The organism is Paraburkholderia mimosarum LMG 23256 = NBRC 106338, assembly GCF_000739815.1.
In the GTDB taxonomy this organism is placed as follows: Bacteria; Pseudomonadota; Gammaproteobacteria; order Burkholderiales; family Burkholderiaceae; genus Paraburkholderia; species Paraburkholderia mimosarum.
The window spans coordinates 1-23,299 of sequence record NZ_BBJJ01000043.1; the positions used below are offsets into that span (position 1 = coordinate 1).

Genomic DNA, 23,299 nt, shown 5'->3' on the forward strand with positions numbered 1-23,299 from the left:
GTGCGTGCGCAAAAGCAGCAGCCGGAAAATGCCCCTGCGGATTTGCCTGCGACACCTTTCTGATGCCGCCCCAGCCATCCTCGACCCAATTCTCAATATGGTCTTCTGTACGGCCTTCGGCACGCCGGCTGCGCGCGCCGCGTCGTTCGCCTGCTTGATCTTGAGTCAGCTATTCGAGCAGCGCGAGATCGCTTGATGACCTTGCGCAAGAGACACGCGATCACGGCCGCGCTTAACTTGACGCTAACAACAGCCCGACCCCACTAAGGTTCCCTCGTCTCGAAGACATTTGATTGCTCCGCATACTACGCGCGTGGGCTGTGTTGTCGACCCGGGTTCAGAATACATAGGAATACATACGATCTATTCTTTTGACGCAGTCGCGTGCGAATTCACTGTAGGCGGCCTCTGTCAGTATGCTCTGCAGAAACTCCGTGTGTTGAGACGCTCCTCGAGTTTTTGCGAGGGCCTCTGCGGATACGCTAGCACCCGTCAAATGGGTCATTGAAGTGGTGGCGGTGGGTGGCGAGGCCATCGCCGTGGGCATCTACATGGGCTTCCGGTTTCCGGGCGTGCCCGTCTGCATGTGGTCGATCGCGTTTGGCATCGCGCTTGTGTACGTGAATTGCCGCTCGGTAAAAAACTTCGCATCGTTCGAGTACTGGTTCGCACTTGTCAAGGTGGTGGCGATTCTCGCCTTTATCGTGGTTGGTCTCTCGCATCTGTTCGGCATCGGCACGGGCACGGCGGCGGTGGGCATGCGCAACCTCACAGGGCTCCCGGGGGGCTTCATGCCGCACGGTTTTGGTGGCGTCTGGATGGGCGTGTTGATGGCGATTTTCTCGTTCTATGGCGTGGAGATCGTGGCAGTGACCTCGGGCGAGGCGAAGGATCCATCGAAGGCGATTCCTCAAGCATTGCGCTCGATGGTGCTGCGTCTCACCCTGTTCTATATTCTCGCGCTGGGCATCATGCTGGCGTATCTGCCATGGACGGAAGCGGGGGCGAAGGTCGTGCAGCAAAGCCCGTTCGTGAAACTGTTCGCCCATGCTGGCATTGCGCACGCGGCAGGTGTCATGAACTTCGTGGTGATCACGGCGGCCCTGTCGAGCATGAATACGAATATCTATCTGTCGTCGCGCACACTGTTTTCGCTGGCGCGTGGCGGCTACTCGCCGTCGTGGATCGGCAAGCTCTCGGCCAACGGCACGCCGCTTGTCGCGACGCTGATTTCGGGTGTCGGCACGCTGGTTGCCGCAGGGGTGTCGTTCTTCAGCCCGCTCGCGTACAACTACCTGTTCGGCATCGCGCTCTTCGGCGGCATCTTCGTGTGGATCGTGATTCTCGTCACGCACCTGCGTTTCCGGCGCGCGTGGCGTGGCCGCACGCTGCCGGTCCGGATGCCGTTCTTTCCGGTGGCGCAGATCACGGGCATCGCGCTGCTCGTGGCGATTCTCGTCACAATGGGCCTCGACACCGAGTTCTGGAACATCTCGTGGATCGTGGGTGTGCCATGGCTCGCGGCGGTCTCGGTGGTCTACTTCGTCTATCGCAAGCGGATTGCGCAGGCTCTGCTCGCCGATGTCGCTGGCACCTGATTCTGGACGAGGAAGAGGGGGTCATGCGTCAATTACGAGAGCAGTTCTCAGCGGATGTCGAGCAACACCGCAACGTTGGGGCGCCTCATGCTGCGATTGTGGAACTTATCCGATTGTCACATTGCAGGCCCGAGTCGCGGGCCCCGCGCCGTGTCGGCATCTCGTGCGTCCTGACGGGGCCGCCACCGGGCAGATGGCACTCTTCCGGCGTCAATGCTGCCGCCCGGCGGCCGTCTTTACTTAATGTGACACGAAATCATGACCGATTCCCAATCTTTGATCGACGATATCCGCGGCTTCCACGTTCCGATGACCTGCACGGATCTCGTTGAAACGATGCAGTTTTTCACTGCCCAGCTCGGCTTTCGGATCGACGCGATTTTTCCGGCCGACAGCCCGAAGACAGCGATCCTGTCGGCACACAACTTGACGCTGCGGCTTTCGGTTGGCATACCTGATCGTGGCGTGCGTGAGCTACAACTGTTGTGCGTCGATCCTGGGCGACACCTCGATGGCAAGCGCGAACTGGTTGCGCCGAATGGCGTTGTCGTCCGGCTTGTCCATGCCGACCCGCCGATGCGGCTGCCGGCCACCCGCCAGGAATTGGTGCTGGCTTCGGCGACTGACAACGTATTGTGGAGCATCGGCCGGGCTGGCCTGCGCTATCGAGACCTGCTCCCGAACCGGCACGGCGGAGCTTTTATTGCGTCGCACATCCGCATTCTTGAAGGAGGTCCGGTGCCGGACTACGTGCATTATCACAAGGTCCGGTTCCAGGCGATCTTCTGCCGTAAGGGCTGGGTGCGCGTTGTCTACGAAGGTCAGGGCGAACCGATCGTGATGAAATCCGGCGATTGCGTGCTGCAGCCTCCGGAAATCCGTCATCGCGTGCTTGAAAGTTCGGCAGGTGCGGAGGTCATCGAAATCAGTAGTCCCGCCGAACACATTACGATGGCCGATCACCAGATGACATTGCCGACGGAAATTTATCCGCGCGATCATGATTTCGGCGGCCAGCGCTTTGTGCGCCATATCGCCGGGGAAGCGCGATGGCGGCCCTGGAATTCAGACGGATTCGTGATGACCGACACGGGAATTGGTGCTGCGACGAATGGGCTCGCCGGCATTCGCGTTGTCCGGCCGGCGCAGGCGAAACCGGCAACGGTGCGCTGCCATGCCACCGAGTTTTGCTTCTTCTTCGTGCTGAGCGGGTCGTTGACTCTCGAGCATGAGGGTCGTTCGCACGCGCTGCGCGCGGACGACAGTCTGACTCTTCCTGGCGGTCTCGCATATGGTTTTGCCGATTGCAGCGCGGATCTCGAACTGCTCGAAGTGACACTGCCTGCCACGTTCGAACTGGCCTGATCGACACGCGCCGGCAAACAAAGAAGCCGTCCTTTGGACGGCTCTTTGTGTCCGCAGCATTCAATGACGCAACCTATTGCACGGCTTTCGGTCCGGCGGCTGCGAGCGCCGCGTCCTTCGCCAATGCCACATGCTCCACCTCGTCCGCAAGCTGCTCTTGCGTCAGCTCTTCGAGCAGCGCCAGATCGCGCGCGATGACCTGCGGAAGATGGGCGCGCAGGAATTCCACCCACGTCTTCGTCTTCGCATCGACGAACTTACGCGATGGATAGAGCGCGTACACGTTCGACTTCTGGAGCTTGTGCAGCGGCAGTACCCGCACGAGTGTCCCGTTACGCAGCCCTTCGATTGCCGCGTAGACCGGCAGCATGCCAATCCCCATGCCTTCGCGTATTGCGACGGCGAGCGATTCGGCGATATTCACCTGCACAGGTCCGTCCACGTGCATCTCGACGTTGCCCTCGGGCCCTTCGAGCGTCCACTCGTGCGCCGGAAACGCCGGCGACTTCAGGATCAAGCAATCGTGATGCGAGAGATCGGCGGGGGTGAGCGGCGCGCCGTGCGTATGCAAGTAGCCCGGCGATGCGCACAAGATGCTGTACGTCGAACCTAGCTGGTGCGAGACGAGATCGGAGTTCGGCAAAGACGACGCCGTCACCACCGAGACATCGCTGCTGCCTTCGAAGAGATCCGGCATGCGTTGCGAGAGCGTCAGCTCGACCGTTACCTCGGGATGCAGCGCGCGGTAACGCGAAATTGCGGGCAGCACGTACTGCTGGCCAATGCTCGCGAAGCTGTGCATGCGCAGCGCGCCGGCCGGGCGTTCGTGCGCGCAGCTCGCTTCTTCTTCTGCGCTATCGACGTCCGCAAGAATCTGCGAGCAGCGTTTGAGATAACGCTCCCCCGCTGGCGTGAGCGCAAGCCGGCGCGTCGAGCGGTTGAGCAGGCGGGTGCGCAAATGCGCCTCGAGTTCGGATACCGCGCGTGACATCGCGCCGGTAGTCGAGTTCAGTGACTGGGCCGCAGCGGTGAAGCTACCCGCTTCCACGACCCGAACGAACACGCGCATGTTTTGTAACGTATCCATCAGACCTTCTTGACCTTGTTTTATTCGGTACAGAAACGATATTGTCCGCCTGCCGGGCCTCGCCATTGTTGAGCGTTCTGGAACGGAGGTTCCCCGCGCGTCCCATTAATGCGGCGCATTGACGCTCCTACAATCGGCCCCTGTCTTCGAAACAGCCCGAGCGTTTTTCATGAGCCGCCAGCCTGCGATACATCGAGCGATCGACTCGCGTCGGCGCGCGGAAATCATATGGCGCGCCGCCAGAAGGGCGCTGCGCGACTGGCATGTCAGTGATGGCACGATCTGGATTCATCTGCTGAAAACGGTCGCCGCCGGACTGCTCGCCATGGGCATTGCAATGCTGCTCGATCTTCCGCAGCCCCGCATTGCAATGACGACGGTGTTCGTGCTGATGCAGCCGCTCTCGGGCATGGTGTTCGCGAAGAGCGTCTATCGCATCGTTGGCACGGCCGTGGGAATGATCGCGGCGGTGGTGCTGGGCGCCGTGTTCGTCCAGCAGCCCGAACTCTACATTCTTGGGATGACGGGCTGGGTGGCCGCCTGTACGGCCGCTGCAATGAGAAATCGCCATTTTCGCTGGTACGGTTTCGTGCTCGCCGGCTATACGGCGGCGCTGATCGGTATTCCGCTCGTGATGCAGCCCAACGGTCTCTTTCTTGCCGCGCTTGGGCGCGGGGCCGAAGTGGCCGTGGGGATTCTTTGCTCCGGTATGGTCAGTGCGGTGATCGTGCCCCGGCAGCTGGGCTCGCTACTCGATCGCACCTTGCGATCACGCTATGTTAATTTTACTGCGTTCGCCTCGGCGGTGTTGGCCGGGCGGCTCGAAAGGGGCGTATTCGAAGGGCGATTTGCAAGCCTCGTCGACGATGTCGTCGGTTTCGAAGCCACGCGCGCTTTCTCGTTTTTCGAAGACCCGACGATGCGCTCGCGCAGCGGGCTGCTCTCGCGCCTGAACTCCGAGTTCATGGACGCTTGCGCGCGGCTGCATGCGTTGCGTCAGCTGCTCAAACGGCTGCATTGGAGCGACGCGGCGATCGCGCCGCTCGCGCCTTATTTCAGCGAGCTCGCGGCACTGCTCGCGCAGCGGCCGCGTCGCGAAGAGAGCGATCGGACCTACGCCCTGCGACTTGCGGAAGGACTCGAGGCCTTCCAGCGCACCTTGCCGCGTCACGTGCGTGAGACGCGCCGTCCACTCGAAAGCGCGCTGCCCGATGCGCTTCCTGACTTCGATACTTCGGCCGAACTCATCTACCGCTTCACGACCGAGATCGTGCGCTACAGCCGCACCTGGGCGTCGCTGATGGAGGCGTGGCCCGCGCAGGAGTCACGCGTCGCGCGCTACATGCCCCGCACGAGCTGGTACGTCGTGGCGTTCACGTTCGTGCGCACGGCCGTGGTGGTGGCGGCCCTGGGCTGGTTCTGGGTCGAGACCGACTGGCCGAGCGGCGGCCTCGCCATGATCGCCGCCGCGATCACCTGCGCGCTGACCTCTTCGTCGCCGAGCGCGTCGCGCATGGCCGTGCAGATGGCCGTCGGCGCGGCGTTTGCCGCGGTGACCGGCTATCTCTTCACCTGCTACGTGTACCCCAATGTCGATGGCTTCCCCCTGCTGTGTGCAACGCTCGCCCCGGTGCTGGCAATCGGCGCCTTTCTCGCCACCCGGCCGCGCATAGCGGGCTACGGCATCGGTTTCGCGGTGTTCTTCTGTCTGCTCGCGGGGCCGGATAACGTGATCGCCTACACGCCGGATCTGCTGCTCAACAACGGCATCGCCGTCGTCGCCGCGATGCTGGTGGCCTCGCTAGCCTTCCTGGTGGTATTTCCGCCGCATATGGACTGGCTCGTCGAGCGCATATGCGTGTCGTTGCGCGGCCAGGTCGTCCTGGCTTGCCATGGCGACATAGAAGGCCTCGGGCAGCGATTCCAGTCCGGTACGCATGACCTGATGCACCAGTTGAGGTTGCTGCTGAGCGGACGTCATCAGGCTCACCGGCGCGCGTTGCGGTGGATGCTCGTCACCCTCGAAGTGGGTCATGCCGTCGTCGATCTGCGCAACGAGGCACAGACGGCCGCCTGGCTCGGCCGTCATGACCCGCGCTGGAACGCCGCGCTAGAACGTGTGCTTGAAGACCTTGCACGCCTTTTTGAGCATCCGGACGGGGCCTTGCTCGAATGCGCGCTCATCTCCGTGCGTGCGGCGACCTGGATCGGCCAGGAGGCCCTGGCAACGGTGCATCACGAGCGCGAGCGGCGGCACGAGGTGCAGCGACTGCTCAGCCATCTGCACTTCATCCGTAGCGCGCTGCTCGACCGCGACGCGCCGCTTGGTCCTTTGGCGCGCCGCCAGCTTGCCAGGTCGTTGAAAACACAATGAAAAAGGCGGCTCGCGCGATCTTGCCAAAGTCTGGAAGTATCCGTTCCAACCAGCCTGCTTAATCAATACGACCCCGAGTCATATAGTCACATCACTGCTTTCGCAGTACCCGTTAGCACTGGAGAGGAAAATGAAGTCCGTAAAGATCGCTGTTGTTGTCTGTTCGCTGTTTGCCGCTGCCGCTGCTCATGCACAGAACGAGGCACCGGCAGCGAGCGGTCCCGGGCAGGTCGCGCAATCGGCTGCCCCGCAGGCCGCGCAGGCGCCCGCCAATCGCGCTATCGCGAAGCCCGCAGGTCAGGACGAATGCGTTGGCCCGGTCAGCTTCTGCACGATCTACTTCGGTAGCTGAGACCGGGAGCCCGCACACCATGTGCCGGCGCACGCTGACATCTTTCGCCGCGACGCCTTCACAGGGGCGCCGCGGCTTTGCGCATTGTGGCTGCAAAAAACTTGCAACAGTGTTTTGTCAAACCGCAGTGCACGGCCGCCGATCCGAGACCTGAAAATGGCCACCAGGCGATCAGAGAGTTTGTGGAGACTATGATGTACGAAGACCGTATTCGTTGTGCCGCTTTGCGCGGAAAGATCACGTCGGCCGCCGAGGCGGCTCAACTCGTGCGCAATGGCATGCGCGTCGGCGCAAGCGGCTTTACGCGCGCCGGCGACACGAAGGCCGTGCCGATCGAACTGGCGCGCCGCGCACGCGAAGAGAAAGAGCCGTTGCGCATCACGCTGATGACGGGCGCGTCGCTCGGGCACGACGTCGACCGCATGCTGACCGAAGCAGGGGTGCTCGAACGCCGCCTGCCGTTCCAGGTCGACGCCACGCTGCGCAAGGCGATCAACCGCGGCGAGGTGATGTTCGTCGACCAGCATCTTTCGGAAACCGTGGAGATGCTGCGTGCGAACCTGCTCGGCAAGCTGGACCTCGCGATCATCGAGGCCGCGGCGATCACCGAAACCGGCGCGATCGTGCCCACGACTTCGGTCGGCAATTCGGCGAGCTTCGCGATTCTCGCGGAAAAAGTGATCGTCGAGATCAACCTCGCGCAGCCGCTCGCGCTCGAAGGCCTGCACGACGTGTGGATCCCCGGCCGCCGCCCGCATCGCGATCCGCTGCCGATCGTGCGGCCCGAAGACCGCGTGGGCACGACCGCCATCGAGATCCCGCCCGAGAAGATCGCGGCCATCGTCATCACGAACGAAGCGGACAGCCCTTCGACGGTGCTGCCGGCCGACGAGGAAACCGCGCGCATTGCAGGCCACCTCATCGAGTTCCTGCAACATGAGGTGAAGCATGGCCGCATGAGCGCGCAACTGCCGCCGCTGCAGGCCGGCATCGGCACCATCGCGAACGCGGTGCTCTCGGGCTTCGTGGATTCGCCATTCGAAGCACTCACGATGTACTCCGAAGTATTGCAGGACTCGACGTTCGATCTGATCGACTCGGGCAAGATGGTGTTCGCTTCGGGCGCTTCGATGACGCTTTCCGCCTCGCGCCAGGCCCAGGTGCTAGCCGAACTGGACCGCTATCGCGACAAGCTCGTGCTGCGCCCGCAGGAAGTCAGCAACCATCCGGAAGTGATTCGCCGCCTCGGCTTGATCGCGCTGAACACCGCGCTCGAATGCGATATCTACGGCAACGTGAATTCCACGCATGTGGGCGGCACGCACATGATGAACGGCATTGGCGGCTCGGGTGATTTCGCGCGCAATGCCTCGTGCGCGATCTTCGCGACGAAGGCCATCGCAAAGGACGGCCGCATCTCGAGCATCGTGCCGATGGTGCCGCACGTCGATCACAACGAGCACGACGTGGACGTGATCGTGACCGAGCAGGGTCTCGCCGACCTGCGCGGCCTCGCGCCCCGCGAACGCGCAAGTCTCATCATCGAGCGTTGCGCGCATCCGCTCTATCGCGACGTGCTGCGCGACTATTATCGCGATGCGCTCAAAATCGGCGGTCAGACGCCGCACGATCTCGCACGTGCTTACGAAATGCATTTGCGCTTCAATCAAACCGGCTCGATGCTGCCCAACGCGACGGGAGAAGGTGGACTTGCCGTCAACGCATAAGGGATGACGCGCCAGCGATTCTGACGCATCCAAAACAAAACGGGAGCAGCTGAAGGGCTGCTCCCGTTTTTTATTGATACCGCGGATTCGCTATGCTCTTTTAAACAACCGGATAACGAAGAGCAGAATGACCGCGCCAATGATCGCGGTGATGATCGAACTGATCATGCCGGTGCCGATATGGATGCCGAGCAGCCCCGCAAGCCAGCCGCCAATGAACGCGCCGACAATGCCGACGATGATATCGACGAACAATCCGAAACCGCCGCCCTTGACGAGGACGCCAGCGAGCCAGCCCGCGATTGCGCCGATGATGAGCCAGGCAATGATGCCGTGTTGCATATGAACAGACTCCCCTTTGTTGGCGTGAATGAATCACGGTGAGTGGAGCTTAGTCCAAGGGCGCATACGCGTCCACGAAACCTGCCCAGAATTGACGCTTCCTGAATATTGCCGAGGATAATTTAAAGAATCGCAATGAATCGGAAATGCATTCGTAAGGAATGCGGTTGAATGCAGACCCGCAGCATTACTCCGGCGCGATCTCGGGTTCCGCGGCGGTCCAGCTCACACTGGAAACGCCTTTCTCCATGCTCAGGCGGCTCGCCATGAGTTCGAGCTTCGACTGGTATTTCGGATGCAGCCGCATCGTCGCGGTCACGCGCAGGCGCTGCGGATCGCCGGGCATGTCTTCGCTCGTGAGGCTTTGAAACGAAAGCGGCGTGGAGTACATGGAATTCGAAAGCACGGTGCGGATATGCACCTCGTCTTCCTCGCGGCAAACCACGGTCAGCACGTAGGCGCGCACGAGGTCGGCATTCGAAACGGGCGTTGCGTTGATGATGCGGCTCACCTCGCGCAGCACCGTATTCGTGAGCAGCACGACGGCGGTGCCGGCGACCGCCGGACCGTAGTGACCGGCGCCGCACAGTACGCACGATCACGCTCGTGGCGAGCGGCGCGTGCCTGTTCGTCACGCTCGGCGTGCTGACCGGCAATGGGTCGAGCGGCGTGACGCAAATCGCGGCCTATGTCGTTTTGTCATGAAAAGCGCCAGACGGCCGCCCACGTCTTGCGGCTCTCGCGCAAGCTTGACGGGGGCATCGGCGTACACCCCGTGGGCTCGTGGATCATACGCGGGACGGGGCGCTGCGCCAAGCTGTCCGCGCTGTCATGTTCGAGTCAGCATGAGGCCACGGCTCCTGAGCGAAACTGGTCCCATCCAGTTCGAGATGGGGGCTGGCCGAATGGAAAGCAATCAACTTGCGTGGGACCGGAGCATGGCGCGAAAGCGCCAGCTTCGGATCGACAGGAGTCTCTGATGGATACGCTGCGCAATATGCGGGTCTTCATGCGGGTGGTGGAGTCCGGCAGCTTCACGCGCGCTGCGGCGAGCGAAACGATGACGACGGCGCAAGTCTCGCGCGCGGTGACCGACCTCGAATCGCGGCTGCGCACGCGGCTTCTCAATCGGACGACACGGCGCATGTCGCTCACCGAAGCGGGCGAGCGCTATTTTCAGAGCTGCAAGCGCATTCTCGCCGACATCGAGCAGGCGGAGGCCGAAGCCGCCGCCGCCCAGGCGAACCCCGCGGGCAAGCTGCGCGTGTATGGCGGCACGAGTTTCGGCCAGCACTATGTGATGCCGCTCATCGCGCGCTACCAGCAGCATTTGCCGGAGGTCTCGGTCGACCTCACGATCGCGCAGCAGATGCCCGACATCATCGAGGAGGGCTTCGATGTGGCGGTCGTGGTCGCCGCAGAACTCGAGGACTCCGCGCTGATTTCCCAGCATCTGGGCAGCACGGCTGCCATTCTCTGCGCCTCGCCCGCCTATTTGCAATCGCGCGGCGTGCCGCGATCCTTCGACGATCTCGCGGCGCATACCTGCCTGCATCTCACCGATGCGAGTCTGCCCGCTGGCCAATGGGTCTCCGAAGGCCCGCTCGGCGAGACCTTCCGGCACACGGGCGTGACGCCGTTCCAGGTGAACAACCCGGAAGCGCTCGCGCTCGCGATACGCGAAGGGATGGGCATCGGCCCGCTGCCGGTGCCGGTGGCGCTGCCCGGTCTCGCCGACGGCACCCTCGTGCGTGTGCTGCCCACGCACACGCTTCAGAAGCTCAATATCTACGCGCTGTACGCCTCGCGCCGCTATCTGGATGCGAAGATCCGCACCTTCGTCGAGTTTCTCCGCGAAAAAGTGCCGCTCGTCCTTGCCGAACAGGAAGCCGCGCTCACCGCCCGCGACGCGCCGGTGCGCCGCCAGGCAGAGGCGCACGCGGGCTCGCACGGTTCGCATGCGCGGGAGCAATCCAGACGCGGCCGCAGCGGGCGCCAGTTGCACGACCAGGAGCGATTGCGCCTCGTGAATTGAAGCAGTTACAGAGGGATGTGCTCGCGAAGCGCCATTCTCGCGGGTATGGCCGTACGGCGCGTCGCGAGGCCGCTTTCCACCGTTTTAGCAGCGATCGCTCTGCGCTCTCGCGCGGCTCGTGTGTTCTCTGTCAATTTCGTCATGTCGGCGCCAGCGATCTGCCACCGCCATTGCCTGGCATGCGGCACCCGATGGACGAATGCGTCTGCGTCTCAACCTCTCGCCTGAATTGTCCAAAACGCTGACATGTGGATTGTCGATCTCGCGCTGAAGCGGCCCTACACGTTCATCGTGATGGCCATTCTGATCGTGCTGGCTACGCCGTTCGTGCTGATGTCGATGGCCACAGACGTGCTGCCGAACATCAACATTCCGGTCATCAGCATCATCTGGTCGTACAACGGCTTCTCCGCGAAGGACATGGCCGACCGCATCACCTCGGTCAACGAGCGCAGCCTCACGACCACGGTCAGCAATATCGAGCACATCGAATCCCAGTCGCTGCCGGGCATCGCCATCATCAAGCTGTTCCTGCAGCCTCGTGCGAGCCTGCAAACGGCCATCGCGCAAGCCGTTGCCTCCGAACAGGCGCAGGTGAAGCAGATGCCGCCCGGCGCCACGCCGCCGCTCGTCATCAGCTATTCGGCGTCGAGCACTCCGGTGATCCAGCTCGGACTCTCGAGCAAGTCGATGAGCGAGCAGGCCCTGGCCGACATTGCGATGAACTTCCTGCGCCCGCAGCTCATCACGATTCCCGGCGCGCAGGTGCCTTACCCGTACGGCGGCAAGACTCGTGTGATCTCCGTGGACCTCGACACGCGCGCGCTCATCTCAAAGGGCCTCACGCCTGCCGATATCGTCAATGCCGTCAACGCGCAGAACCTCATATTGCCGACCGGCACGGCCAAGCTCGGACAAACCGAGTATCGCGTCGACACGAATGCGTCGCCCGATACGATCGCCGGGCTGAACCGCATTCCGGTGCAGACGGTGAATGGCGCGACCACCTATCTAGGCGAGGTGGCGCACGTGCGCGACGGTTTTACGCCGCAGACCAACGTCGTGCGCCAGGACGGGCAGCGCGGCGTGCTGATGTCGATCCTCAAAAGTGGCGATGCTTCCACGCTCCAGGTGGTCGGCGCACTAAGCGATCTTTTGCCGAAGGCGCGCGAGACGCTCCCTGCCGACCTCGTCGTCAAGCCGCTCTTCGACCAGTCGGTGTTCGTTTCCGCCGCCGTGCAGGGCGTCATGCGCGAGGCGCTCATCGCCGCCGTGCTCACGGCGGCGATGATCCTGCTCTTTCTCGGCAACTGGCGCAGCACGCTCATCATTGCCGTGTCGATACCGCTGTCGATTCTCGCTTCGATCATCGTCCTCTACGCACTGGGCGAGACCATCAACATCATGACGCTCGGCGGCCTCGCGCTCGCGGTCGGCATACTCGTTGATGACGCAACGGTCACCATCGAAAACATCGAGCGCCACCTGCATCTGGGCGCGGGGCTGCACGACGGCATTCTCGATGGCGCCGGTGAAATCGCGGTGCCCGCGCTCGTTTCGACGCTGTGCATCTGCATCGTGTTCGTGCCGATGTTCTTCCTCACCGGGGTGGCGCGATTTCTGTTCGTGCCGCTCGCGCAGGCCGTGGTGTTCGCGATGATCGCGTCGTACATCCTCTCGCGCACGCTCGTGCCGACGCTCGCCATGCTGCTGTTCGAGGGTCACGATCCTGCCGCGCATACGCAGCGCGCGGATCGTTCGCTCTTCGCGCGCATACACTGGCGCTTCGATCACGCGTTCGAGGGCGTGCGCGCCAACTACATCGCGCTCCTGAGCCTGCTGCTCTCGCGCCGAAAGTTTTTCGGCGGTACGTTCCTCGCGTTTTGCCTGCTTTCGCTCGGCCTCGTGTTCTTCCTCGGCCGCGATTTCTTTCCCTCCGTCGATGCGGGCAACATTCGACTGCACATGCGCGGCCCAACGGGTTTTCGCATCGAGGAGACCGCGCGACTCGCAGACCAGGTCGAGCAGACGATTCGCGAAGTCGTGCCGCCCGACCAGCTCGAAACGATCGTCGACAACCTCGGGCTGCCGTATAGCGGCATCAATCTCTCGTACAGCAATGCAGGGACGATGGGCACGCTCGACGGCGAGATCCAGATTGCACTGAAGCCCGACCATGACCCCTCGCGCATCTACATCGACAAGCTGCGCGCACTGTTGCCGCAGCGCTTTCCGGGCGTCGAGTTCTTCTTCCAGCCCGCGGACATCGTCACGCAGATTCTCAACTTCGGGCAACCCGCGGCAATCGACGTGCAGGTCGTGGGCGCCAATCCCGGGGAGAACATGGCGCTTGCGAGCACGCTGCTCAAGAAGGTGCGGCAATTGCCGGGCGCCGTCGATGCGCACATCGAGCAGCGCAACGACGAACCCGCGCTCACGCTCGCGATGGACCGCACGCGTATGCAGCAATTGAATCTGAGCCCGCAGAACGTGGCGCAGGACGTGCTGATCGCCCTCTCGGGCAGCACGCAGACCTCGCCCGCGTTCTGGGTGAGCCCGCAAACCGGCGTGGAATACCCGCTCACCGTGCAGACGCCGCAGTATCGCGAAACCTCCGTGAACGAGGTAATGGGGACGCCCGTTTCCGCGCGCAGCGCGAACGCCAACGCACCGCTGCAGCTGGTGAGCAACCTCGTGCAGCTCAAACCGCACGATGGACCTGCCATTGTCACCCACTACAACATCCGGCCCGTGATCGACCTGCTCGTGAGCGTGGAGGGCCGCGATCTGGGTTCCGTGGGCGGGAACATCAACGACATCGTCCGGCAGGTGCAGGCGCACGCGCCGCGCGGCACGACCATCACGATGCGCGGGCAGATCGGCACGATGCGCTCATCATATGTGGGTCTCGGCATCGGCATTGCGATGGCGGTGGTGCTCGTCTACCTGCTGATCGTCGTGAACTTCCAGTCGTGGGCCGATCCGCTCATCATCGTCAGCGCGTTGCCCGCTGCGCTCGCAGGCATTGCGTGGATGCTGTTTCTCACCGGCACGCACCTGAGCGTGCCCGCGCTCACGGGCGCGATCATGACCGTGGGCGTGGCGACCGCGAACAGCATTCTCGTGGTTGCGTTCGCGCGCCAGCGTCTCGCCGGCGGCGCGACGCCGCTCGCGGCCGCGCTCGAAGCGGGCGCCACGCGCATACGCCCCGTGCTGATGACGGCGTTCGCAATGATGATCGGCATGGTGCCGATGGCACTCGGTCTCGGCGAAGGCGCCGGGCAGAATGCGCCGCTCGGGCGTGCGGTGATCGGCGGCCTGCTGTTCGCTACGGTCTCCACACTATTTTTCGTACCACTTATGTTTGCGACCGTGCATACGCGGCTCGCCCGCCGTGCCGTCGCGAAGCGCGAGCGCGAGGCGCGCAGGCATGGTGCGCGTGGCGACACGTCAAGTCAAAACTGGCCGATGACATGAACGAACCTCACCACCATTCATCTCTCGACTTCACCGTGGGCGGCGAGCAGGGCATGGACCTGCCGGCGCGCGGCCAGGCGGCCAAGCGCGCGCGCCTCGCGGTGATCGTGGTCGCGCTGCTGCTGGCGGCGGGCGCGGCGCGCACGGTCGTCTCGAACCTCATGAACGCCCACCATCTCGCCGAGGCGACGAAGCAGAACGCGAGGCAGTACGTGAGCGTCGTGCAACCCGTCGCGGCAGGCGCGGATGGTCGCGTCGTGCTGCCGGGCACGCTGCGCGGCTATGTCGAAGCACCCATCTATTCGCGTGCGAACGGGTACGTGCGGCGCTGGTACGCCGATATCGGCGCGCACGTGCAGCAAGGCCAGCTGCTTGCCGAGATCGATACGCCCGAGATCGATCAGGAACTCGCGCAGGCCGAGGCGCAGCGCGAGCAGGCCGCGTCGACACTTGCGCTGGCGAAGACCTCGTTCGATCGCGCGCAGCAACTGCGCCAGCGCGATGCCGTCTCGCAGCAGGAGCTCGATGATCGTCAGGGTGCGTTCAACACGGACGAGGCGAACCTCGCCGCCGCCGAGGCGAACGTGCGCCGCCTCGCCCAGATGAAATCGTTTCAGCGTATCGTCGCGCCCATCACGGGCATCATCACGCAGCGCAACGTCGATATCGGCGACCTCGTGAACGCGGGCAATGGGGGCGCGGGGCATGCGCTCTTTTCGATCGCGCAGGCGGATCCGTTGCGCCTTTACCTCGACGTGCCGCAGACCTACGCGCAGCAAGTGGCGGTTGGCCAGCACGTGAGCGTGACCGAGCAGGAGCTGCCGGGGGTCACTTTCGACGGCACCGTCACGCGTACGGCACAGGCCATCGACGTGGCTACGCGCACGCTGCAGGCCGAAATTGCGCTGCCCAATCACGACGGCAAGCTGCTGCCTGGCGCGTACGTACAGGCCGCATTGCAGACCGACGCGAAAGGCTTGCTCACGGTGCCGGCCAACTCGCTACTGTTCCGCTCCGAGGGCCCGCGTCTCGCAGTGGTCGATGCCGATGGCAAGGTCAAGCTCAAACCCGTTGAAATCGCGCTGGACCTCGGGCAAACGCTCGAAATCAGCGGCGGGCTCGAAGCGACCGACCGCGTCGTGCTGAACCCGAGCGATTCGATCGCCGATGGCGACAGCGTCGTGGTGGTCGCGCCGAACATGACCAAAGCGAAGAGCGAAGCGAAGACCGATGCGGCGCGCGAGGCGCCGAAACGGAGCGCGACGTGAGCATGCCGCGACACACGCCGCAACGGCTGACGTGGCTCGCATACGCCGCGGCGCTCAGTGCGATCGGTCTCACGGGCTGCACCGTGGGCCCCGACTACCACGCCCCGCAAACCGAAAGCCCGGCGGCGTGGCGAATCGATTCGGCCGATTCATACTGGCACGCGGCGCAGCCCTCGCATGCGCCGCTCGATCCGCAATGGTGGAAGGCGTTCGACAACGCCGAACTCGACCGCCTCGAAACTGCCGCGCTCGACGGCAACCAGACGCTGCGCGTGGCCGCCGCTCACTACGCCCAGGCGCGCGCCACGCTGGCATCGGTTTCGTCGCAGCAAAGCCCGCAGGTGGGCGTCGATGGGAGCCTCGCGCGCGAGCGCATTTCCGCAAACCGGCCGCTCACGAACTACGCGACGCCCAATACATCGACGGTGCAAAACCAGGTTGCCGTCGGCGCGACCGTGAGCTACGAGCTGGATCTGTTCGGGCGCATCCGGCGCATGGTCGAGTCCGCTCAAGCCTCGACGCAGCAGGCGAGCGACGACCTCGCCAACGCGCGCCTCGTGCTCACCGCTGAACTCGCCACCGACTATTTCGCCATGCGCGAACTCGACAATGAGATCGACGTGGTGAATCGCTCGGCGCAATCGCAGCAAAGGGCGCTCGATTTCGTGACCGCGCAGCACGATCTCGGCGCTGTTTCGGGTCTCGAACTGCTGCAGCAGAAGGCGCAGCTCGCCGCGACGCTCACGCAGGTGCATCTGCTCGAAAATCAGCGCCAGCAGGAGCAGAACGCGATTGCCGTGCTGGTCGGCCAGCCCGCGCCCGAGTTCTCGATCGCACGGAAGGTCACGCCGCTGCCGGTACCGGCGCTGCCCACCGGCCTGCCGAGCGAGCTGTTGCAGCGGCGGCCCGACGTCGCGTCGGCCGAGCGGGCCATGGCGGCCGCCAATGCGCAGATCGGCGTCGCGCGCTCGGCGTACTTTCCCGACATCACGCTCTCCCCCGCGTTTGGCTGGGAATCCACGCGTTTCGGCAGTCTTTTCTCGGTGCCGAGCCTGATGTGGTCCGTGGGCGCGACGGCCAGCGAGGTACTGTTCGATGGCGGCAAACGCGCAGCGGGTGTGGATTTCGCGCAAGGCGGTTACGAGTCGGCGCAGGCATCGTATCGACAGACCGCGCTCACCGCGTTCGAGGAGGTGCAAAATGCGGTAACGGGTCTCTCGGTGCTGGAGCGCGCATCGACACAGGGGCAGTCGGCCGTGGATGATGCACGCAAGTCCCTCGATCTCGCCAACGACCGTTATCAGGGCGGACTCGTCGCGTTCATCGACGTGCTCAATGCGGAGCAGCAGTTGCTTGCCAGCGAGCGCCAGGAAGTGCAGATTCACGGGCAGCAGGTGGCCACGGTGGTCTTTCTGGCAAAAGCACTGGGCGGCGGCTGGAGCGCCAGCGAGCGTGAGGTGGCGTGCAGCGCGGGAACGTGCCGCGAAGTGCAGAAGGCGGCGGACAGAGGCTGAGTCGTGAAAAAGGCTTATGGCAGGGCTTGAACGAGCCCGGCATCAGGACCGAAAAAAGCGCGCGAAACCGCGGTCATGAGCCGCGGCGGCCCGCTGGCGGAATATGAAAGAACGCCGGGCGAGATCGCAGGACACCGCGCGAAGAGGAGGGCGGGCATGAAAGTATTGGTAATCGAAGACGAGCGCAAGGTCGTGGACTATCTGCGCAGCGGACTCACGGAACAAGGCTGGGTCGTGGACGTCGCCATGGATGGCGAGGAAGGCGCGTGGATGGCCACGGAATACGACTTCGACGTGATCGTGCTCGACGTCATGCTGCCGAAGCTCGACGGCTTCGGCGTGCTGCGCGCCGTGCGCGCGAAGAAGGACACGCCGGTCATCATGCTGACGGCGCGCGACCGCGTGGACGACCGCGTCCATGGCCTGCGCGACGGCGCCGACGACTATCTCACGAAGCCGTTCTCGTTTCTCGAACTCGTCGAGCGCCTGCGCGCGCTCACGCGCCGCGCACGCTCACAGGAATCCACGCTGATTTCGGTGGGCGATCTGCAGGTGGACCTCATCAGCCGCCGGGCGACGCGCGACGGTGTGCGCCTCGATCTCACGGCGAAGGAGTTTCAGTTGCTCTCCGTGCTCGCGCGCCGGCGCGGCGAGATTCTCTCGAAGACGCTCATCACCGAGCTGGTCTGGGACGTCAATTTCGAAAGCAACGCGAACGTGGTGGAGACGGCGATCAAGCGGCTGCGCGCGAAACTCGACGGCCCGCATGCGGCGAAACTGCTGCACACCATCCGCGGCATGGGCTATGTGCTCGAAGTGCGCGAGGAAGGAGGCCAGACGCCATGAAACGCTCGATCTCGCTGCGGCTCTCGGCGATGTTCGCGGCGGTGTCGCTGATCGTGTTCACGCTCACGGGCGCGGGCCTTTTCCTCCTGATGCAGCGTCAGCTCTTCAACGAGCTGCGCGAGACGCTCGACACGCGGGCGCGCATCGCGAACCTGATCGTTGCGCACGCACCCAACGTTGAGAAGTGGGCCTTCGTGCAGGAAAAGCTGCGCGACCTCTCGCCCGCCGACAGCCGCATGCATTACTACGTCGAGGGGCCCGATCCGCGCTTTCGCTTCGGCTCACCCATCGTCGGCAAGGTCACGGGCGATGTTGGCCCGAATCATCTGCGCGTGCGCCCGCCCGGCAGCAGCTACGACATCATCACATCGACTTATATCGTGCCGGCGAGCGGCGAGCGGCCCGAGGTGAAGCTCGTGGTCGGCACTGATTGCGTGCGCACCGAAGGCATGCTGCGGCGCTTCGGCATGGTGCTCGGCGTGCTGATCGTGCTTTCCACGATCGTGGTGGCGCTCCTGAGCCGTGCGGTCACGCGCTTCGGGCTCGCCCCGCTCACGCGCCTCTCGCGCGAGGCGGCGCAATTGAGTCCGTCGAACCGGCGCCAGCGTCTGCATTCGGACGCGCTGCCCGAGGAGCTTCATGAACTCGCCACGTCGTTCAACGGCGCACTGGAGCGCCTCGACAAGGCCTATGAGCGCCTCGAGTCGTTCAACGCCGACGTGGCGCACGAATTGCGCACGCCAGTGAGCATTCTGATCGGCCAGACCCAGGTGGCGCTCACGCGCGACCGTTCAGTCGAGCAGTTGCAACAGACACTGCAATCGAATCTTGAGGAATTCGAACGATTGCGCGTGATCGTGAACGACATGCTGTTTCTCTCGCGCAGCGACCGCGGCGAACGGGCGACGGATCTCGCGGAAGTCTCGTTGCGCGCCGAGATCGAGCGCATGCTCGACTTTCTGGAAATGCCGCTGGAAGAAGCGCAGTTGCGCGTGCAAGTGCAGGGCGACGCCCGCGCATGGGTGAACACTTCGCTGATCGGGCGCGCGGTGAGCAATCTGTTCGTCAATGCGATCCAGCATTCGCAGCCCGGAACGACGCTGTGCGCCACCGTCGCGCCGCAGGACGGACACGTGGAGATCGCCGTTTCGAATCCCGGTGAGCCGCTCGATCCGGTAGTACGCGAGCATATCTTCGACCGCTTCTACCGCCTTCAGGAAGCGCGCTCCAACAGCCACGAAAATCACGGGCTCGGGCTTTCGATCGTCAAGGCCGTGGCGGAGATGCACGGCGGCTCGGTGTTCGTGCGCAGTGCCGACGGTGTGAATACATTTGGCTTCTCGGTGGCCGTGGACGGCGGCGATGCGCAGCAGTCGCCTGTCGATGCCGGGATCGTGCGTCAGGGTCGCGCCGGCTTGCCGCTGCACGTTTCGCCCTGACGTTGCGCATGACGTCCGGCGCTGACGCCGGCTAGACGATCGACCTCATACGGGCTCGTCCTCAACGGGCGCGCGCTCGTTTTCGATGTCGTGCTGACCCTTGCGCAGGAGATCCCAGCAACTGATGAAGAGCGCGGCCACCAGCGGCCCGATCACGAAGCCGTTGATGCCGATGAGCGAAATACCGCCCAGCGTCGAAATCAGCACGACCCAGTCGGGCAGGCGCGTGTCCTTGCCCACGAGCAGCGGGCGCAGCACGTTGTCCACGGTGCCGATGACCACCGAGCCGAAGACGATGAGTCCGACGCCTTTCGCGATCGCGCCCGTCGAAAGGAAATAGATGGCGACCGGCCCCCACACCAGCGCCGCGCCCACGGCCGGCAGCAGCGAGAGCAGCATCATGACGAAGCCCCACAGCAGCGCGCCCTGAATGCCGAGCACCCAGAGCGCAATGCCGCCCAGCCCGCCCTGCACGACCGCGACGACCAGGTTGCCCTTCACCGTCGCGCGTATCACCGTCGTGAATTTGCGTATGAGATGCAGCTTGTGCTGTTTGTCGAGCGGAATGGCGTCGCGTATCAGCCGCGAGATTTCGCTTCCGTCGCGCACGAGAAAGAAGAACAGATAGAGCATGACGCCAAAGCTCACCAGGAACTGCAAGGTGTTCTGCCCGACGCTCAGCGCGCGCGTGGCGATGAACTGGCTGATTTCCGCGGCGCCCGCCGAAAGCCGTTGCTGCAGCCCCGGCAGATCCATGAGGTCGTAGCGCGCCAGCAGGTTCTGGATCGAGACGGGCAGTGCATGGACGATCTGGCTGAAGTACGCCCCGAAATCGAGACTGCCGGCGCGCACCTGCTGGTAGGCCAGGGCGACCTGCTGGACCAGCGTTCCCGCGACGAGCGTGAGCGGGAAGATCACGATCACAAGGCAGATCATGAGTGTGATGAGCGCGGCGAGATTGCGCCTGCGCCCGAGCTGTGCGACGAGCCTGCGCTGCACCGGCTGAAAGATCAACGCGAGAATGGCGCCCCAGAGCACCGTGCTGAAGAACGGCGCGAGGATGAAGCACAGCGCGACGGATACCGTCAGCAGCAGCAGGTAGAACGATGTCTGGTGAAGAGCCTTGTTGCCTTCCATGAGCGATAAATTCCCGTTGAGGCCGAATAGTGGACTAACGGCGGACGAGTGGCGACATTGCCCAATCATACCGACAAGATCGTGCCGGCCGTCGCCGGTTGCAATGCACGCTCAGTCCGCGCTCAATACCGCACCCACGAGCCGCACGCGCGTGATCTCCGAAGGCGCGCCAAGGCGTTTGGGCGGCCCCCAGTAACCGGTGCCCCGGCTCGTATAGACCCAGAGGCCGCCGAGCTTTTCCAGCCCCGCGGTGAACGGCTGCTGCAGCCGGACGAGGAAATTCCACGGGAAGATCTGGCCGCCGTGCGTGTGGCCGGACAGTTGCAGCGTGAAGCCCGCGGCGGCGGCGGCGTGCGCGGTGCGAGGCTGGTGCGCGAGCAGCACGCGTGTGTGGATGTCCGCGGGCGCGCCGCGCAGTGCTGCGGCCGGATCGCTGCGGTGCGCGGGATCGAACTGGCCGCCCGTGAAGTCGGTCACGCCGGCCAGCACGAGCCGCTCGCCGCCATGTTCGATCACCACGTGCTGATTCATCAGCACCGTGAGCCCGATGCGGCGGAACTCGGCAATCCACGCGTCCGCGCCCGAGTAGTACTCGTGATTGCCGGTCACGAGATACACGCCGTGATGGGCATTGAGCTTGCCGAGCGGCGCGGTGTGATCGGCGAGATGGGCCACGCTGCCGTCCACGATGTCGCCGGTGATGGCCACCACGTCGGCGTCGAGCTGATTCACGGCGCGCACGATCGCATCGACGTAACCGTGCTTGATCGTGGGCCCGACGTGAATGTCGCTCAGCTGCACGATCGTGAAGCCGTCGAGCGCGGCGGGCAGGCCGCGAATCGGCACCTCGACGTTGCGCACGCGCGCGCGCCGCCGCGCATTGAAGAAGCCGAATCCGGAGGAAACGAAGGCCAGCGTGATCACCGTGGCGGCGCTCGCGGTGCGCCAGTTCGCGAGATCGATGGCGCGGGGCCACAGCGCCTCCACGGTCATGGCGGAGGCGAGCACGATGTCGCGCGCGATCGTCAGCATGAGCAGCGACGAGAAAAATCCCATGGCAAGCATGCCGATCCACGCGAGACGGTCGCCGAGCGGCTGGCGCTTGAAGCGCCGCGCGAGCATGCCGGGCGGGATGAACAGCACCGAGAGCACGAGCCACAGCACCGCGAGCCACTTGCCGGCGGCCGGCACGGGCAGATCGGGGATCAGGCGAAAGCCGACATAGGCGTGCAGCAGCACGCCGATGGCAATGAAGCGGACCAGAAACGAGAGTCGGGGCATGGCGGCGGGAACGGATGGCAGGGGCGGCGCAGGGCGCTGCGGCAAAGGCCCGGACACCGGGAACGCGTAAGGACGGCGTTCAGGCAGGCTGCGTTGGATTTTACCGGGACGGCTGCGTTTGCGCTGTGACATGGCGGCGTCCCCGGTGCTTGCTGCGATGCGCCATCGAAGCCCACAGGAACGCGGACTCGACATACATGCATGCGTGTATGAATGGGGCTCGCGCGGTACGCGGGGCAGGGTTGTGGCGCTGCGGCATTTCCCTGGATTGCCAATGCGATCTCGCTGGTTGCACTATTTTCTTGCGGGGCTGCGCCACACTATTAAACGTCCATTGAATTAGCCTCGGCGATGGACTATGCTTGAATCGAGGCCCGTGCTTTTCGGGCGCTCCTGGGGGAGACGAATCATGAAAATCATCCGGCCTGCGCATGGGGTGCACGAGGGTCTGCATGGTCGTCACGTCGGTTATGAGGGCAGCCACGTCATGCTGCCGATGGTCGTGCTCTCGATCATGGCCGTCGTAGTCTATTTCGCCGTCAAGCGAGTCGATATCCTCGATATCGGCCGAAGCGCGTTATTCGACGTCGTGATGTTGTTCGTCGCGTTAGGTATCGCGGGCATGTTCGGCGTAGTGGGCGCGTGGCTGCGCTCGCGCACCACCGACGAGCCCGCCGAGGGCTTCTGTTTCGTCGGCGCGCTCATCGGTGCAGCGGTGTTCTATATCGCGCTGCTTACCTGATCCCGCAAGCACAACTGCTGAAATGGGCGGCGCGCGGCGGGCGCATTCGCGCCGTGCGAAACTGTGCGTTTCCCGCTCGATTCAAGCGTTCGCGATGTTCGATCTCTTCGACGACACGCCCCAGTCCGCGCCTCACCCCGACGTGAGGTGGCATCCGTCATGGCTCGCGGACGATGCGGCGGCCGAGGCGCTCACCCGCATCATCGCCGAGGCCGACTGGCGCCAGGAGCGCATTCGCACGCCCGGCGGCTGGGTGGACCAGCCGCGTCTCACGGCCTGGCAAGGCGATGAGGGCGCGGTCTACGTCTACTCTGGAATTCGCAACGTGCCGCAGCCCTGGTCCGCCACGGTGGCCGAATTGCGCGACGCCATCTCGGCGCTGTGCGGCGTGCGTTTTAACAGCGTGCTGCTCAATCGTTATCGCAGCGGCGCAGACAGCATGGGGTGGCATGCCGATCACGAACCCGAGCTGGGCCCGGAACCGGTCATTGCCTCGCTGAGCCTCGGCGCGACGCGGCGTTTCGATCTGCGCCACAACGCAACGGGCGTGGTGCGCTCCTTCCGGCTGACGAGCGGCAGCCTGCTCGTGATGCAGGGCATGACTCAGGCGCAGTGGCGGCATCGGGTGCCGAAGGAGCCCGCCGTGTGCGGTGAGCGCGTCAATCTGACGTTTCGTATTGTGACCGCAGGTTTGCGTAAATAAGACGCTAGATGG

The 23,299-nt window shown here is 64.0% G+C and carries 18 protein-coding genes and 1 pseudogene; 14 read left to right on the top strand and 5 right to left on the bottom strand.

What is annotated here, in order from left to right:
- The 3 genes from BMI01S_RS42590 to BMI01S_RS25140 form a co-directional block, all read left to right on the top strand.
- Positions 1–196: hypothetical protein (locus BMI01S_RS42590; RefSeq protein ID WP_042290929.1), on the top strand; the 196-nt coding region annotated here is incomplete at its 5' end.
- 313 nt (positions 197–509) lie between these two features.
- Positions 510–1,598 carry an amino acid permease gene (locus tag BMI01S_RS25135; RefSeq protein ID WP_051381479.1) on the top strand — a complete coding sequence of 363 codons (1,089 nt, stop codon included), beginning with the start codon at positions 510–512 and terminating at the stop codon, positions 1,596–1,598.
- 258 nt (positions 1,599–1,856) lie between these two features.
- Positions 1,857–2,963 carry a cupin domain-containing protein gene (locus BMI01S_RS25140; protein WP_028231895.1) on the top strand — a complete coding sequence of 369 codons (1,107 nt, stop codon included), beginning with the start codon at positions 1,857–1,859 and terminating at the stop codon, positions 2,961–2,963.
- 73 nt (positions 2,964–3,036) lie between these two features.
- Here the strand turns inward: BMI01S_RS25140 and BMI01S_RS25145 are convergent, their stop codons facing one another.
- Entirely contained in the window at positions 3,037–4,050 is a 1,014-nt protein-coding gene (locus tag BMI01S_RS25145; protein ID WP_042290931.1) for a LysR family transcriptional regulator, read from the bottom strand.
- 169 nt (positions 4,051–4,219) lie between these two features.
- Here BMI01S_RS25145 and BMI01S_RS25150 point away from each other — a divergent pair, with 169 nt between their 5' ends.
- From BMI01S_RS25150 to BMI01S_RS25160, 3 genes are all read left to right on the top strand, one after another.
- Positions 4,220–6,424 (top strand): FUSC family protein, encoded by a 2,205-nt coding sequence (locus tag BMI01S_RS25150; protein WP_028231894.1) that lies wholly within the window; start codon positions 4,220–4,222, stop codon positions 6,422–6,424.
- A 130-nt stretch (positions 6,425–6,554) separates the two neighbouring features.
- Positions 6,555–6,776, top strand: coding sequence for a hypothetical protein (locus BMI01S_RS25155; protein ID WP_028214135.1), 222 nt, complete (start codon positions 6,555–6,557; stop codon positions 6,774–6,776).
- 194 nt (positions 6,777–6,970) lie between these two features.
- Positions 6,971–8,503 carry an acetyl-CoA hydrolase/transferase family protein gene (locus tag BMI01S_RS25160; protein WP_028231893.1) on the top strand — a complete coding sequence of 511 codons (1,533 nt, stop codon included), beginning with the start codon at positions 6,971–6,973 and terminating at the stop codon, positions 8,501–8,503.
- Positions 8,504–8,593: 90 nt separating this feature from the next.
- Here BMI01S_RS25160 and BMI01S_RS25165 read toward each other — a convergent pair whose 3' ends face one another.
- Together BMI01S_RS25165 and BMI01S_RS25170 are read right to left on the bottom strand one after the other, a co-directional pair.
- A complete protein-coding gene (locus BMI01S_RS25165; RefSeq protein ID WP_028214136.1) occupies positions 8,594–8,845 on the bottom strand; it encodes a GlsB/YeaQ/YmgE family stress response membrane protein in 252 nt (83 codons plus the stop codon).
- Between the two features lie 187 nt (positions 8,846–9,032).
- Positions 9,033–9,437, bottom strand: a pseudogene (locus tag BMI01S_RS25170) (MgtC/SapB family protein); the annotation flags it as partial.
- A gap of 387 nt (positions 9,438–9,824) precedes the next feature.
- On the opposite strand from BMI01S_RS25170, the gene BMI01S_RS25175 reads away from it, so the two are divergent.
- The 6 genes from BMI01S_RS25175 to BMI01S_RS25200 all read left to right on the top strand — a co-directional run bounded on the left by BMI01S_RS25175 (position 9,825) and on the right by BMI01S_RS25200 (position 19,424).
- Positions 9,825–10,880, top strand: coding sequence for a LysR family transcriptional regulator (locus BMI01S_RS25175; RefSeq protein WP_081723502.1), 1,056 nt, complete (start codon positions 9,825–9,827; stop codon positions 10,878–10,880).
- 246 nt (positions 10,881–11,126) lie between these two features.
- Positions 11,127–14,357, top strand: coding sequence for an efflux RND transporter permease subunit (locus BMI01S_RS25180; protein WP_028231892.1), 3,231 nt, complete (start codon positions 11,127–11,129; stop codon positions 14,355–14,357).
- Positions 14,354–15,625: an efflux RND transporter periplasmic adaptor subunit gene (locus BMI01S_RS25185; protein WP_042290935.1), complete on the top strand. Its 1,272-nt coding sequence runs from the start codon at positions 14,354–14,356 to the stop codon at positions 15,623–15,625. The genes BMI01S_RS25180 and BMI01S_RS25185 overlap by 4 nt, the downstream gene beginning before the upstream one ends.
- Before the next feature lie 2 nt (positions 15,626–15,627).
- Positions 15,628–17,139, top strand: coding sequence for an efflux transporter outer membrane subunit (locus BMI01S_RS25190; RefSeq protein WP_042290937.1), 1,512 nt, complete (start codon positions 15,628–15,630; stop codon positions 17,137–17,139).
- 156 nt (positions 17,140–17,295) lie between these two features.
- A complete protein-coding gene (locus BMI01S_RS25195) occupies positions 17,296–17,985 on the top strand; it encodes a heavy metal response regulator transcription factor (protein ID WP_028214139.1) in 690 nt (229 codons plus the stop codon).
- Positions 17,982–19,424, top strand: a complete 1,443-nt coding sequence (locus tag BMI01S_RS25200) for a heavy metal sensor histidine kinase (RefSeq protein WP_042290939.1) — start codon at positions 17,982–17,984, stop codon at positions 19,422–19,424. Before BMI01S_RS25195 ends, BMI01S_RS25200 begins: the two co-directional genes overlap by 4 nt.
- A 45-nt stretch (positions 19,425–19,469) precedes the next feature.
- Here the strand turns inward: BMI01S_RS25200 and BMI01S_RS25205 are convergent, their stop codons facing one another.
- Both BMI01S_RS25205 and BMI01S_RS25210 read right to left on the bottom strand, forming a co-directional pair.
- On the bottom strand, positions 19,470–20,561 hold the full coding sequence (locus tag BMI01S_RS25205; RefSeq protein WP_036045867.1) for an AI-2E family transporter: 1,092 nt from the start codon (positions 20,559–20,561) through the stop codon (positions 19,470–19,472).
- A gap of 111 nt (positions 20,562–20,672) precedes the next feature.
- On the bottom strand, positions 20,673–21,842 hold the full coding sequence (locus BMI01S_RS25210; protein ID WP_028231891.1) for a metallophosphoesterase: 1,170 nt from the start codon (positions 21,840–21,842) through the stop codon (positions 20,673–20,675).
- 409 nt (positions 21,843–22,251) lie between these two features.
- On the opposite strand from BMI01S_RS25210, the gene BMI01S_RS25215 reads away from it, so the two are divergent.
- Together BMI01S_RS25215 and BMI01S_RS25220 are read left to right on the top strand one after the other, a co-directional pair.
- Positions 22,252–22,584, top strand: coding sequence for a hypothetical protein (locus tag BMI01S_RS25215; RefSeq protein WP_028231890.1), 333 nt, complete (start codon positions 22,252–22,254; stop codon positions 22,582–22,584).
- A gap of 94 nt (positions 22,585–22,678) precedes the next feature.
- Positions 22,679–23,287, top strand: coding sequence for an alpha-ketoglutarate-dependent dioxygenase AlkB family protein (locus tag BMI01S_RS25220; protein WP_028214143.1), 609 nt, complete (start codon positions 22,679–22,681; stop codon positions 23,285–23,287).
- Positions 23,288–23,299 lie beyond the last annotated feature (12 nt).